Below are 13336 nucleotides of genomic sequence, written 5' to 3' on the forward strand. Positions count from 1 at the left end.
TGACTCGCTGGCCGTTTTTTTTAGGAGGTATAGCGTGTCATTTTCGAGAATGATTATTCAATTGTCTGCACTTTCGTTGGCACTGGCTGTGCTGCCCGCGTGCACAACACCGACTATCAGCGAGGAAGTCGCGACGGAATTTGCAGCAGAGGGCCTGGTTGTCATCAAGAACAGTGGATTTGATGAGGCCTATGTTTTGCCCGGGGCAGGTTTGCCCGAGTATAGCGAGGTCGATTTTGATCCGCTGGATGTCAGTCGTCTCGAGGTAACCCAGACGGCAGTAGCCGGGACAGTTCGGAGCCAGTGGCAAATGACCCCCGAGCGAGAACGCCATCTGCTCGAATCGTGGCAGGGTGCAGCCGCAAGGGCCTTTGACGATTATCCCAGAGCAGGAGCGAGAGCGGGCCTGATCGTTGAGGCCGCACTGTTGCAAGTGGCGCCCGGGCGCGGCGTGTCCAGCGAAACTGCGGCGAGTGGTTCGCCGATCTACGGTACATCGGATGTCGTGGATATTTCTGTGGAATTCCGCCTGCTTGATGCGGATACGGGGCAGTTACTTGGCGTGGTCCGAGATCGGAGGACGGTGGCCTCGCTGCAGTGGGGTAGAGCGGCCGGCACTGATCTTGCCGGCCTGTTCAATGCGTGGGCTGGGCTGCTCCACACCCGTGTCTCAGGGCGCTGAGCCGGGCCTCGTTACTTACCGTAGCGATCCGAACCCAGGTCGGCTTCAACGTGGCTGTTACCACACTTCTCTTGTATGAGGCCCAGTGCCAGTACGACTGCGCTAATAGATACAATATAAGTCATGTCCAATTCCTCTCGATTTGAGCCGGGGCTAAGCGCCGGCCTTGGTACCTAATGTATGTCCGCTTGATATATTCCTCAAATGGCATATATTCATCTAAATCATGAATTATATTCATCAAGTGGCGAGTGCAGCGCATGAATATCAGCGATCTGGGTAAGTTGGACCTCAATCTACTGGTAGCTCTGGAAGCGCTGATTGAGGAGCGCAGCGTGTCGAGGGCAGCGGAGCGCCTCTTTGTCACCCAATCGGCGATGAGCAAGACCCTGGGGCGGCTCAGGGAGTTGTTTGACGACCCTCTGTTCGTGCGTCGCGGCAGCGGGATGATTCCCACGCCCAGGGCGGAGCAACTCGCCCTGCGATTGCCCGGCGTATTGCAGGCAGTGCAAGCCATGGTCCAGCCCCTCGAGTTTGACCCGATGGCTTACGATGGGGAGATGAACCTGCTGGTGCAGGGGCATATGGGGGCCTGGTTCGTGCCGCCGCTGGTGCGCCTGCTGCGCGAGCGCGCGCCGCTGATGCGGATCAACACCATCTCCGGTGATGAGGCACCGTTTGAAAAATTGGCCGAGGGTAGTCTCGATCTGGTGTTTCAAATTGAACGGCTGTCGTACCCGGACGACCTGGAACTCACGACACTCGGTGTGGCCGAGCCGGTGTTACTGGCCCGCAAGGAGCATCCTCTCGTGGGGCGGAAGATCGGTCCCGAAGAACTGCTGGCCTATCCCCTGGTGAGCCTGCTGTCGACCGATATTGCCGGAATGCGGTTTTATGAGGGTGCCAGTAGCGAGCTACTGGAAATTCAGCGGCAGCATACACCCCAGTATAATACCGACGACCTGCAGACGGCTTTGGAGATACTTCGAACAACAGATTGCCTGTTTCCTGCCCCTCCGATGTTCGCGACCCAATTCGATCTCGACCGGCATGTCGTCGCACTGCCTGTTGTGGGTATGGAGGAGCTGAGTATTCGCTATGTCGCTGTGCGCCATCGGCGAGTTCAGGGTTCGCCGGTGCACGATTTTGTCTACGCGCTTGTGTTGGAACTGGTGGAGAGCTTTCGAGCGACGCTGGGTCTGCCGACACTGCATGCGCTGCGCGAAGAGCGCGGTCTGGCCTACTGAGTGCGGCTGCAAACTGGTATGCTCAGGGTTCGCTCAAATCTCACTCCAATAAGGATAAAAGCGTGCTAAAAGAGAGACTGACAGCGTTGTTGCTGGTGGCACTTGCCGCCTATGCTGGCAACGCGCCAGGGCAGGATGTCGACGCCAGCCTCGACGTTGTTGCTGAGACCAACCGCAGTGCCGAACGCTCCCAGCAAAAGGTCGATGAACTCTCCAGAGAGACCCGCATTCTGCTGGAGGAATATCGCAGCCTGCGCGAGAGTTCCGAATATCAGCAGGCTTATACTCGCGAGCTGGAGCAGCTGGACGCAGCGCAACAAGCGCAGATTGAGTCACTCAATCGCCAGATCGCGCAAGCCCGTATCACCCGCCAGCGTATTTTGCCCTTGATGCGTAGCATGGCCGACGCGCTGGAAAAGTTCGTAGTGCTCGACCTGCCATTCCACCAGGAGGAACGCGTGGCTGGCGTGTTGCAGCTCAAGCAGCGGCTCGACAATCCAGGGCTGTCGGTGGCGGCGCGTTTTCGGCTGCTGCTGGAGGCCTACCAGCTTGAACAGGACTATGGGAGCACCGTGGAAGCCTGGCGCGGGGCATTGCAGCGCGACGGCGACGAACTCTCGGTTGAATATCTGCGGCTGGGGCGGGCGGCGCTTTACTACCAGACCCTCGATCGTCAGCGCGCGGCCTACTGGGATACATCTCAGCAGGGCTGGGTAAATCTCGATGAAAGTCACCAGCGGAGTATTGCCCAGGCGATGCGAGTGGCCCGTAGTCAGGCGGCACCGGAGTTGCTTGAGCTGCCGCTGCAAATGACCGGGGGCGCGCAATGAAGGCGCTGCGAACTATCCCACTGTTTTCGCTCACTCTGGTACTGCTGTCGCCCCTTTTCGCTCAGGCGCAGGTTGACGACCTGGACCAGCTTCTACAATCCGTAAAACAGCAACAGCAGCAACAACGACAACTCAATCGACAGCGCGAGGCCGAATTCCTGGCCGACAGACAGCGTCAACAACGCCTGTTGAACCAGGCTCGCACCGCGTTCGAACAACAGCAACAGGAAAATCAGCCGTTGCTCGCCGTTACCGAGGCAAACGCTCGGGAAATTGAGCGCCTGGAAAAAGACCTTGCCGGTGTGGTCGAGGACATGGGCGATCTGTCCAGCGGCTTCCGTGAATTCGCCGGTGACTTTTCGGCGGTGTTGCAGGAATCGATGCTCACTGCTCAGTTGCCAGAGCGCGGCGCTACTCTGCGAGCACTGGCCGATGCCAACACCCAGGTGACCATCGAGGAAATCCAGTCACTCTGGCTGCTGGTTCAGGAGGAAATGACGGAGGCGGGCAAGGTGACACGCTTCGATGGTCAGGTCATCGATACCGCAGGTGTGAGCAAGACAGCGGATGTGCTCAGGGTAGGTGTGTTCACTGCGTGGGCGGGTGGGGAATACCTGCGCTATGTCCCGGAGACCGGCGAATTGCTAGCGCTCAGCCGGCAGCCGCCGGCACGTTATCGCTCTGCAGCAGCTGGCTTTGGCGGCAGCAGAGAACCTGTGGTGCTGGCTGTAGACCCGACTCGCGGCAGCTTATTGGGTATGTACACGTATACACCTGATCTGCGCGAACGCGTGGATCAGGGCGGCACGATCGGCCTGATTATTATCGCGCTGGGTTGCTTCGGTATTTTGCTGACCCTGTGGCGACTTATCGTATTGTTTTTCGTCAGTGTGAAAATCAAGCGCCAGCTCGGGCAACTCGATACAGCATCGGCAGATAATCCTCTCGGCAGAGTGCTGCTCTCAGTGTCTGATGTCTCTCATCAGGAAGAGGAACTGCTGCAACTGAAGCTTGACGAGGCAGTGCTTGCGGAGATGCCAGGGTTGGAGCGCGGCAATGGTCTGATAAAGCTCATCGCAGCGATTTCGCCGCTGCTGGGTCTGTTGGGTACGGTAACGGGAATGATCCTGACCTTTCAGGCGATTAGCCTCTTTGGTACTGGAGACCCGAAGTTGATGGCCGGTGGTATCTCACAGGCGCTGGTGACGACTGTGCTTGGGCTGGTGGTTGCTATCCCCCTGTTGTTCGGCCACAGCCTGGTGGCGTATCTTGCCCGCGGCATGATCCAGCGCCTCGACGAGCAGTGCGCCGGGGTGCTTGCACGCCATGCCGAGCGCAAGGAAAGCTAGATGACGATGCTCTATGCCATTGCAGACTTTGCCGATCAAGGCGGCGGGGTGCTGTGGTTGTTGTTTGGAACCTGCCTGCTCTTGTGGACATTGATCCTGGAGCGGGCATTGTTCCTGCGTTTTGCCTGGCCGTCGCAGGCCCGGTCCGCGATCCAGCAGTGGCAGCAGCGCAGCGATCGGGATTCCTGGCGGGCGCTGCGTATTCGCGAGGCACTTGTGTCTGAAAGCAGTATGGCGCTGCACGCGGTATTGCCGTTGATTCGCGTGCTGGTGGTGCTGTGCCCTCTGCTTGGCTTGTTGGGCACGGTGCTGGGAATGATCGGTGTGTTTGAAGTGATTGCCACCAGCGGTAACGACGACGCCCAGGCGATGGCTCGCGGTATCTACAGGGCTACCATTCCTACCATGGCAGGGCTCGTGGTCGCGCTCACCGGGATCTACTTCACCGTACGCCTGGGGCAACTCGCGGACCGGGAAGCTGCGAACCTGCAACGCCAGCTTGAACTGGATGGAGGTGTGGCATGAGTGCGAGACGCCATATTCCAGCCACGGATGATACAGAACTGGACATGACGCCCATGCTGGACATCGTGTTCATCATGCTTATCTTTTTTATAGTCACGACCTCTTTCGTCAAGGAGTCTGGCGTGACGGTCAATTCACCTGAAGCGAAAACGGCAAGCAGTCAGGAAAATGCGAATATTTTTATCGCTATCACTGCCGAGGGTGAAGTCTGGGTGGATCGACGTCCGGTGGACGCCCGTAGCGTGCGGGCAATCGTAGCGCGCCTGCATGCTGATAATCCTGAGGGCTCGGTCATCATTCAGTCAGATGAAGATGCGTCTACCCGCATGCTGGTCGAAGTGATGGATCAGGTGAGACTGGCCGGTGTTAAAGGAATAGCTATTGCCGCCAACAAGGGCGACGAGTGAGCTCAGCCCTGCCTTTACGATTAGTGCCCGCGGTCGGGGGGGCGCTGCTCATCACCCTGGCGGTCATCCTCTTTATGCAGAGTTTGATCGAACGAGGGCAGCGCGAGGAAATTCGTCTCGCGGTCTATGAAGATGTCACTATCCTGCGCAAACAGCCTGAGCCGGAGCGTGATAAACCGGACCAGCAGGCGCCTGAAGAACAACCACAGGAGCCGGTCCTTGAACCCTTGCAGGTGGCCGCGCCAACACCTGCTCCGATGGAACAGAACCTTGAGATGCCGGCACTGGATCTGGCGATTGGCGATCTCGCCATGACAGCGGGAGGAGATGCCTGGCGCGCGCCAGCCGGGCAGGGGGCCGTTGACTTTGGCAGCGGCGGCCAGGATGCCCGTGGCTACGTGGAAGTAGTGCCATACAATACTCGCCGGCCCAATGTGCCGGATGTGGCCTGGGAAAACAAAATCAATGGCTGGGTGCTGGTGGCCTTTACCGTGACTCCCAAGGGTGAAACCCGCAATGTTCGGGTGCTCGATGCTCGTCCCCGGGGTGTCTTTGAAGAGAAGGTGATCGCGGCGGTCGAGGATTGGCGCTACACCTTGTCCTTCAAGGGCAAGAACAGTGCAAACCTGGTCCTGACCCAGCGCGTCGAAGTGCGCTGGAAGGACTACCCGCAAAACCTGCCCAATGTCGATTAGATACACGCTGGCCGCGACGGTGCTTGCACTGTTCGCTTCGTTCTATGTCACTGTCTCAGTCGCGCAGGAGACCGGGCAGTATCGCAGCCGCATCCTGCTCGATCCACTGGATGAACTCGGCAAGGGCAGTGAGATGTCAGTGCGCGAACTGGAACAGAGTATTGACAGTATTCGCGACCCCTACGCTCGGTCCAGTGCAACCCGCCACCTCGCGCGGCACTATGTCAGCGAGGGCAACTACAAAGCCGCTATTGATTGGTATCAGGAGGCGCTGCGAGCCGACGGCCTGTCGCATGTGGCGAACAGGGAGATGCTGCGCGAGCTGGCCCAGGTCTACCTTCAGGCTGAGCAGTACGGTGCGGCGGCGGGGGCGTTGGAACAGGTGCTCGACATAGATCTCGTCCCGTCGGCGACTGACTACCTGTTACTGGCCCAGGCACGCTATCGCCAGGGTGACTATGTGGCGGTAGTTGTCGCCCTCGACGGTATCGAGGCGGCGGGCCTGGCGCTCGACAAGCCGCAGCGTGAGCAGGCGCTGGCCTTGTATTACCGGGTGGGTGCCTTTGCCCAGTGTGAGCCTCTCTTGCAGGCGTTGCTGGCGGCATCTCCGCAAGAGGCAGCTTACTGGCACCAGCTTGTATCGGTCTACCTGCAGCAGAACAAACGCCGCGAGGCTCTGGATCAGCTCCAGCTAGCCATGGAGAACGGCGTTGCGTTTAACCGCGCCCAGCGATCGCTGCTGGTTGATTTGATGGCGGTCAACGGCAATCCCTATGGCGCAGCCTTTCTTATGGAACAGTTCATGGCGAGCGGACAATTGGAACGCAATGGCGAACATCAGCGCAAGGCGTTCGAACTTTGGTTCCAGGCCCGTGAGCGTGACAAGGCTCGCACTGCACTGGCATCGGCGGCGCGCCTGACGGGGGATACTGAATTGTTCCTGTATCTTGCCCAGCTGCAACTCGAGGACGAGGAGTGGGTCGCGGTAGAGCAGACAATGATGACGGCGTGCGAGTCTCGATTGCAAGATCGATACGTGAGCCGGGCGAACCTGCTGCTGGGCGTGAGCTTGCTCAAGCAAGAGCGCGAAGAGGCTGCGCGACAGGTATTGATTAATGCGACCCTGATTGGCGGCGCGCATCAGCAGGCAGCCCAGTGGCTGAAGTTTATGGACGCCAGACCGGCTACCGAAGATGAATTACGCAGGTTGCGCGGGCCATGTATTGGCAGTGAAGGGAAGAAAGCCGCCCTGCGTGAGGAAGAGAAGGGCGGGCCGCTTGAAGAAACTCTTGTGGCCGAGGCCGAGCTACAGTCTCAAGTTCAGCCTGTAGCGGATGAAATTCGATCAGTCGAAGGTCTCATTCTCGACGACCAGATTCTCACCGTGCAGAGAGCGGCCGCGCAGCGCTATTTCTTTGCAGAGCACGACGAGCCTATTGCTGAGCTGCTGCCGCGTTTGCGCACCCTGGCTGTACGCCAGAGCGTTAGCCTGGTTAAAGCAAGTGGCACTGCTGATGGGCCGCCGCAGTTCCTGCATCACGGGGACGAGCAGGGTCTGGGGATTCCGCTGCGAGGCAGTGCTCAGGCGCGTGGCCGCTACAGGATCTATACAGCAGACGTTTTTCTTTACGTTGCGTTCCCTATTGACCCGGTTAAAGATCCGCACGTGCAGTTCGCTGCCGCCCAGAGACAGTTGGAATCTGCCGGCCATGCCCCATCCGGCGATTGGCGCCTCGTATCGGCCGACGCTCAGGGCGATACATTTGAGCTGCAACTGGGTGTAATGGCCCCCGGCGCACAATAAGCTACATACTAGACATTGGGAAAATCAGGAGTGAGTAACATGAAAGGATTCTTGCGGGCGGCTCTGGCCGTAGCGCTAGGCGGAGCGGCCAGTGTGACGGCACAGGCGGGTACGGTGATCTACTGCGGTCAACTGGTACAGGTCGAGCCACTCAAAATGCTGGAACGCCAGACCATTCGTCTGTCGGGCAATCGAATTTCTGCGGTGGAGGAGGGTTATCAGTCCCCTGCGCTTGAAGATGAAGTTATCGACCTGAAAAGTGCGACCTGCATGCCCGGCCTGATGGACATGCATGTCCATCTCGCGCACGAATTCTCGGCCCATGCCTATATGGAGGACTTTACCCTCAACGCGGTGGACTACGGTATTCGCGCGGCGGTGAATGCTGAGAAAACGCTGATGGCTGGATTCACCCAGGTCCGCGAGCTCGCGGACAAGAGCTTCGGCTCATCTATTGCCGTGCGCAATGCTATCGACAAGGGCCTGGTGGTCGGCCCACGTGTGATCGCCTCGGGCCAATCGATTGCGACTACCGGGGGTCATGCAGATCTCACTAATGGCCGCCAGCGTCAATTGATGTTCGATGTGGGGCCAACTGGCGGGGTGATTGATGGTCCTATTGAGGCGCGCAAGGCGGTTCGTCAGCGCTACAAGAACGGAGCTGACATGATCAAGATTACCGCCACAGGCGGTGTGCTCTCTCCTGCAAAGTCGGGTCAGAACCCGCAGTTCATGGCCGACGAATTGGCGGCCATCGTGGCCACTGCCCACGATTATGGGATGCCGGTAGCCGCCCACGCACACGGTACGGAGGGTATGTACCGCGCGGTAGAGGCGGGCGTTGATTCTGTTGAGCACGGCACCTATATGGATGAAAAAACCATGAAGCTGATGAAGAAGCAGGGAACGTGGATGGTGCCAACGCTGATGGCGGGCAAGTGGGTGCAAGACAAGGCTGAGACCGACGGTTTTTTCCCGGAGATGGTGCGCAGTAAGGCGGCGGTCATTGGCCCACTGATGATGGATACCTTTACACGCGCCTATGAATTTGGCGTGCCCATTGCCTATGGCACAGATACCGGCGTGTCAGCCCACGGTGATAATGGCGAAGAGTTTGCGCTGATGGTGGCGGGGGGCATGAAACCCCTGGAGGCCATTCGCAGTGCCACACTCAATGGTGCCCTGCTAACGCGCACCGACAGTGAGCTCGGAAAACTGGATTCAGGCTATTTAGCAGATATTGTGGCAGTGCAGGACGATCCGCGGGACGATATAACCACCATGGAACGTGTGGCATTCGTCATGAAAGACGGAGTGGTCTACAAAGATGTCGTGCGCCGAGACTAGATGGCGCGCCTGACGACAGTCGCGTAGGATTGCGACTGATCGGTCTTTGATTGCAACAGGATGACGCTATGAAGAACTCAGCACAAAGAATTCTGGCTCTGATGCTATTTGTTTTTCCGCTTGAACTCGCCTTCGCAGAGGAAGTGACTCGCGAAGAGGGGCTTGCGTTAATGGATGAATGCCAGCGGCAGCGCGAGGAGAACATCGCGCCATTGCGTGAGCAGGAGATCGAGAATTGCGTGGATCAGCAGGGCAAGGACAGAGACTACTGCGAAAGGTATAACCGTGACTTTGGCGAGTCCCGCTCCACAGCCACGGGCGGAATGCGCCTGGGCCTGTTCTGGGATCTCCCGGTCTGCGAGGACGCATTCGAGGCAGAGCGATACTTCAAGATGAATCCGCGGGCGAAGTCCTTTACCTTGCCCTAGATCTTCTGTGCGACTCGGCGGGCATCGAGAATCGCACCGTCGATATAGCCGATCTCACGGCAATCTCCGAGCTGGTGTAACTGGGCATCAATTGCGGTCAGTTCCGCGGCCAGGCGATTGTCTCCCTCAGCACCCATCGCGATGATGACCTGTTTTGCCGGCAGTGTGCGCTGTACGTTCTTGTGTTGAAACACGACTGAGTCTGCAGTGATCTCAGTGATGTCGGCTTTGTTTACGATCTCTACACCGTGGTCACGCAACTGATGCAGAACTCTCGCACGTCGCACGATTGCGAGCTCCGCGCCCAGTGACGGCCCGGGCTCTACCACCGTGATGTTACGACCTCGTTCAACTAAAAACTCCGCCAGTTCAAGCCCGACCAGGCCGCCGCCAATAATCACTACATCATCTGCTATCGGCATCCAGATACGGGAGGCAAATCGCAGTAGCTGGATCGAACGCAGCGCCTGGCTCCAGCGCGCCATTGTGAGAGCGAACCTGGCGAACAGGGACAGTTTTTTCGCGGCCTCTGGATTGTTGCCAAACAGTACGCCGCGCAACTCATCGCCGTCGAATACATGCCGTTGGTCCTTGCCGGGAATCGCCGGCGCCTTGCGCAGGGCACCCGTGGCCAGAATGACATGATCCGCTCCGTGAGCGGCGATAGCCCGGGCAGAGGCCTCCTTGCCGAGCTCCAGTTGTATTGGCAGGCGTTTCATCTCACCCGCAAGATAGTCGATCAGCCGACCATTCGGTTCATACGCCAGGGCAGCGACGCGGGCGGTGCCGCCGAGATCCCTTTCTTTTTCCCACAGGGTTACGCTGTGGCCGCGTTCAGCGAGAATGCGAGCGACCTCCATGCCACCGGGTCCGCCACCTATCACCAGTGCATTCACTGGTCGGTCGCTCGTGGCAATGATGTCGCCCTCGTGCTCGCGCCCCGTGGAGTGATTGACCGCGCACATCATGGGTTGGTTGATAAATATCTGGCTGACGCAGATGTAACAATAGATGCAGGGGCGAATACTCTCGGGGGTGCCTGCGGCGAGTTTGTTGGGCAGTTCTGGATCGGCCAACAGTTTGCGTCCCATGGCCAGAAAATCGAAGTCGCCGTCGGAGATGTGTTGGTCGGCCTTTTCGGGCTCGATCCGGCCGACACCAATGACAGGTATGCTGACGGCGCTTTTGATCTTCCGGGCGAAGTCCACGAAGCCGCCGGGTTCGTGAACCAGCGGCGCTTCAGTAAACGCAATGGCTTGCGCGATATTGCCGTAGGCGCTGACATCTATCGCGTCAGCCCCGGCCACCTCGCAGAGCTTTGCCGTGACCACCGCGTCGTCGATAGTGATGCCACCTTCGGTGCGATACTCCATGGCATCGAGGCGCACCAGTATTGGAAAGTCTGGCCCGCACGCCGTTCGTGTGGCGGTGATGACTTCAGTTAGAAAGCGTGCGCGATTCTCGCGTGAACCGCCATAACGATCTCGCCGTTTGTTGGTGTAGGGCGACAGGAAGCTCGCAAGCAGGTAGCCGTGCCCAGCGTGCAGTTCGATGCCGTCAAAATCACACCGTTTGGCTCTCTCTGCAGCTGCTGCGAATTCATCGACAATCTCTGCAATATCGAGTTCGGTCATCTCGAAGTACTGCGGTCCTTTGCCGTCAGGCCCTGCTGCCTTGATGAAGTGACCGATCTCTTCGCGTGTCAGTACCTGGAACATTTCGCTGGCTGACGGTTTTATTGTCGATGGGAGCGGTATCGCGCGGCCTGCTGCCGTATCTTCCTGGGCCAGCTTTCCGCCATGATTCAGCTGGGCGACAATTTTCGCGCCGTGATCATGTACACGCTCGCTCAGTTCGCTGAGGCCGGGTATGAACTCGTCGTCGGAGAAGGCAACGGTGTTGGGCATGGTGGAGCCCCTGGGAAAGCAGGCAGCAGACGTTTCCAGCACCAGCAGGCCGGTGCCGCCAGCGGCCCGTGCCTCGTAGTAGGCGATCAAGCGTTCATTGCAGTGACCGCTGGCATCAGCGAAATTCGAACCCATGGCCGCGAGTACAGTGCGATTGCGCAGTTGCATTGTGCCGATGTGGCCGGGTTGTAGGAGATGATGATACTTGGCTGACATGGTTTTACCTTGGCACTCTTCCTCCTGACCGATGGTTACCGGTTGTCGAGGGTTAGTTCCCAGTCGGGTACGTGCAGCTGTGGGGTCTTGCCGCCGTCAACCGGGAGCACGATACCGGTAATGAAGGTGGCGTCGTCCGACGCGAGAAAACAGATGGATTGCGCGAGGTCTTCAGGTGTCCCCAGGCGTTGGATCGGAATGGACGAGGCCATCAGCTTCTTCATCGCCTCGTTCTTCATTACCGACGCATCCAGCCCAGGCGTTTCCACGGCTCCCGGTGCAACCACATTGACTCGCACACCGTAGGGCGCTGCTTCCATTGCTGCACACATGCTGAACTGATTGACGGCTGCCTTGGCCGCAGAATAGGCGCCGGCAGCCATGCCTGCGCGCAGGCTGCTGACAGAAGAAATATTGATGATCGAGCCACTGCCCTGCGGTTGCATGACCTTTAATGCGGCTTGCACGCCTATGAAAACACTCTCAACACACACACCGAAATTGGCGCGCCAGGCGTCGATGTCCTGGTCGACGATCATGCCACCGATGACAGTGGGCGCGTTGTTGACGAGGATGTCCAGGCGACCAAATTCCTCTGCAGTATTCTCGATCAGCGCGGCGAATGCTCCGATGTCGGAGATGTCCAGGGCCACCGCGCGGCACTTGCCACCAAAAGCATCTACTTCCTCAACCAGGCTATCCAGACGCGGTTGACGACGGGCACAGGCAATGACCTGGGCGCCTTCTTTAGCGAGCTGCAGTGCTGTGGCCCTGCCAATGCCCATGCTGCCGCCGGTGACGATGGCAACTTTTCCGGTGAAGCGATTGCTCATGGTGGTGTACTCCTGTTGTAAAACTTATGAATTGCCAAGCTGCAGGACGGCCTTGCCAGTGAGGTGGAAGCCACGGCCATTGCGGCCGGCGAAGTCCACGCCCACGTGTTGTGCGTCTACGCTTGATACGCTCCCTTGCATTACCATCGTGTCGCCGGGTGTATTGGGGGCGAGCAATTTGAAGCTGAGCCGCTCGAGTCGTGCCCGGGGGCCCGCCCAGTCGCTCAGGTAGCGCCCGGCCAGGCCACATGTTGTGAGAATGTTCATGAAAATATCCGGCATGGCGGCGGCAACGGCCTGCGGCGCGTTGTGGTGCACGTCAATAAAATCCTGGCTTGCGACTGCGCCACTCACAATCAACTTGTGGGTGATGGGAATGGCCAGTTCAGGCAGCGTCTGGCCGGGTTCAAGCGAACGAGTATCCAGATCCTTGAAGTCGGGCTGCCATTTTCCTGCCGGGGGTTGCGGCGGCTCGAATGCCTGTGTCTTTTCGGTCTGGGCAGTGGGCTGGTATTGGAAATAGGTGATCAAGGCTTCCGCAAACAGCTCCTCATCTTCGGTGAGGTATTCAACCCGTTCGGTCACGAAGTGGCCCGCGCCCAGGGCGGTTTTTTTCAGCGGGGTAATACTCACCACAGTGGTGTAATGATGGGCTTGCTCTCCCTCGGAGAGGTAGCGGTGAAACTGGATGTCGTAGCTCACCGCCACGTTGGCCGGAAAGCCAGCGGCTTTGAGATCGTCAAAGACCTGGTAGGGCGCGGCATCGGTGGAGCCCGGTGCGTAGGTCATGGTGACGTCACGCATGGTCCACATCTGCATCATGGCAGGCGGGGCGATCGCGCCTTCGATACCCTTGCTCTCTTGATACGCCTCGTCGAGATACAGTGGGTTGTGATCACCCATGGCGCGACACCACTGCCAGATCTGGACCCGGCTGACAGGGTTGAAGCTTTTGTACGGCCCCAGACGCTTGCCTGTGAGCTGCTCAAGATCGATGGTGTCTTTGGTCATTTTGCCGTGCTCATTAACGCAGTGTTCAAGATAGGGCGAATGACTTCGAAGTGCT

The 13336-nt window shown here is 58.5% G+C and carries 13 protein-coding genes; 10 read left to right on the plus strand and 3 right to left on the minus strand.

Going from position 1 to position 13336, the window contains the following annotated elements:
• Positions 1–34: 34 nt before the first annotated feature.
• The 10 genes from EY643_RS08455 (at position 35) to EY643_RS08500 (ending at position 9314) form a co-directional block, all read left to right on the plus strand.
• Entirely contained in the window at positions 35–682 is a 648-nt protein-coding gene (locus EY643_RS08455; protein ID WP_152661790.1) for a DUF3313 domain-containing protein, read from the plus strand.
• A gap of 260 nt (positions 683–942) precedes the next feature.
• A complete protein-coding gene (locus tag EY643_RS08460) occupies positions 943–1929 on the plus strand; it encodes a LysR family transcriptional regulator (protein WP_152661791.1) in 987 nt (328 codons plus the stop codon).
• A 62-nt stretch (positions 1930–1991) separates the two neighbouring features.
• Positions 1992–2759 (plus strand): DUF3450 domain-containing protein, encoded by a 768-nt coding sequence (locus EY643_RS08465; RefSeq protein WP_170287330.1) that lies wholly within the window; start codon positions 1992–1994, stop codon positions 2757–2759.
• Positions 2756–4108, plus strand: a complete 1353-nt coding sequence (locus EY643_RS08470) for a MotA/TolQ/ExbB proton channel family protein (RefSeq protein WP_152661793.1) — start codon at positions 2756–2758, stop codon at positions 4106–4108. The genes EY643_RS08465 and EY643_RS08470 overlap by 4 nt, the downstream gene beginning before the upstream one ends.
• On the plus strand, positions 4109–4633 hold the full coding sequence (locus tag EY643_RS08475) for a MotA/TolQ/ExbB proton channel family protein (RefSeq protein WP_152661794.1): 525 nt from the start codon (positions 4109–4111) through the stop codon (positions 4631–4633). It begins immediately after the preceding gene.
• Positions 4630–5040, plus strand: coding sequence for an ExbD/TolR family protein (locus EY643_RS08480; RefSeq protein WP_152661795.1), 411 nt, complete (start codon positions 4630–4632; stop codon positions 5038–5040). The genes EY643_RS08475 and EY643_RS08480 overlap by 4 nt, the downstream gene beginning before the upstream one ends.
• Complete coding sequence (locus EY643_RS08485; RefSeq protein ID WP_152661796.1) at positions 5037–5735, plus strand: TonB family protein; 699 nt, start codon at positions 5037–5039, stop codon at positions 5733–5735. The genes EY643_RS08480 and EY643_RS08485 overlap by 4 nt, the downstream gene beginning before the upstream one ends.
• Positions 5725–7539, plus strand: a complete 1815-nt coding sequence (locus tag EY643_RS08490; protein WP_152661797.1) for a tetratricopeptide repeat protein — start codon at positions 5725–5727, stop codon at positions 7537–7539. Before EY643_RS08485 ends, EY643_RS08490 begins: the two co-directional genes overlap by 11 nt.
• A 39-nt stretch (positions 7540–7578) precedes the next feature.
• A complete protein-coding gene (locus tag EY643_RS08495; RefSeq protein WP_152661798.1) occupies positions 7579–8886 on the plus strand; it encodes a metal-dependent hydrolase family protein in 1308 nt (435 codons plus the stop codon).
• A gap of 68 nt (positions 8887–8954) precedes the next feature.
• Positions 8955–9314 carry a hypothetical protein gene (locus EY643_RS08500; RefSeq protein WP_152661799.1) on the plus strand — a complete coding sequence of 120 codons (360 nt, stop codon included), beginning with the start codon at positions 8955–8957 and terminating at the stop codon, positions 9312–9314.
• Here the strand turns inward: EY643_RS08500 and EY643_RS08505 are convergent.
• From EY643_RS08505 to EY643_RS08515, 3 genes are read right to left on the minus strand one after another with little or no spacing between them, the layout of a single operon-like run.
• A complete protein-coding gene (locus tag EY643_RS08505; RefSeq protein WP_152661800.1) occupies positions 9311–11437 on the minus strand; it encodes an oxidoreductase in 2127 nt (708 codons plus the stop codon). The genes EY643_RS08500 and EY643_RS08505 overlap by 4 nt on opposite strands.
• A 35-nt stretch (positions 11438–11472) precedes the next feature.
• On the minus strand, positions 11473–12270 hold the full coding sequence (locus EY643_RS08510; protein WP_152661801.1) for an SDR family NAD(P)-dependent oxidoreductase: 798 nt from the start codon (positions 12268–12270) through the stop codon (positions 11473–11475).
• Positions 12271–12294: 24 nt separating this feature from the next.
• On the minus strand, positions 12295–13281 hold the full coding sequence (locus tag EY643_RS08515; protein WP_170287331.1) for an FAS1-like dehydratase domain-containing protein: 987 nt from the start codon (positions 13279–13281) through the stop codon (positions 12295–12297).
• Between the last annotated feature and the right edge of the window lie 55 nt (positions 13282–13336).

Origin of the sequence: Halioglobus maricola (assembly GCF_009388985.1) — a bacterium.
Lineage (GTDB): Bacteria > Pseudomonadota > Gammaproteobacteria > Pseudomonadales > Halieaceae > Halioglobus > Halioglobus maricola.

Coding starts and splice junctions, on each gene's coding strand:
- EY643_RS08460 (WP_152661791.1), top strand. CDS start 943: ATGAATATCAGCGATCTGGGTAAGTTGGACCTCAATCTACTGGTAGCT.
- EY643_RS08470 (WP_152661793.1), top strand. CDS start 2,756: ATGAAGGCGCTGCGAACTATCCCACTGTTTTCGCTCACTCTGGTACTG.
- EY643_RS08475 (WP_152661794.1), top strand. CDS start 4,109: ATGACGATGCTCTATGCCATTGCAGACTTTGCCGATCAAGGCGGCGGG.
- EY643_RS08480 (WP_152661795.1), top strand. CDS start 4,630: ATGAGTGCGAGACGCCATATTCCAGCCACGGATGATACAGAACTGGAC.
- EY643_RS08490 (WP_152661797.1), top strand. CDS start 5,725: ATGTCGATTAGATACACGCTGGCCGCGACGGTGCTTGCACTGTTCGCT.
- EY643_RS08495 (WP_152661798.1), top strand. CDS start 7,579: ATGAAAGGATTCTTGCGGGCGGCTCTGGCCGTAGCGCTAGGCGGAGCG.
- EY643_RS08500 (WP_152661799.1), top strand. CDS start 8,955: ATGAAGAACTCAGCACAAAGAATTCTGGCTCTGATGCTATTTGTTTTT.
- EY643_RS08505 (WP_152661800.1), bottom strand. CDS start 11,437: ATGTCAGCCAAGTATCATCATCTCCTACAACCCGGCCACATCGGCACA.
- EY643_RS08510 (WP_152661801.1), bottom strand. CDS start 12,270: ATGAGCAATCGCTTCACCGGAAAAGTTGCCATCGTCACCGGCGGCAGC.
- EY643_RS08515 (WP_170287331.1), bottom strand. CDS start 13,281: ATGACCAAAGACACCATCGATCTTGAGCAGCTCACAGGCAAGCGTCTG.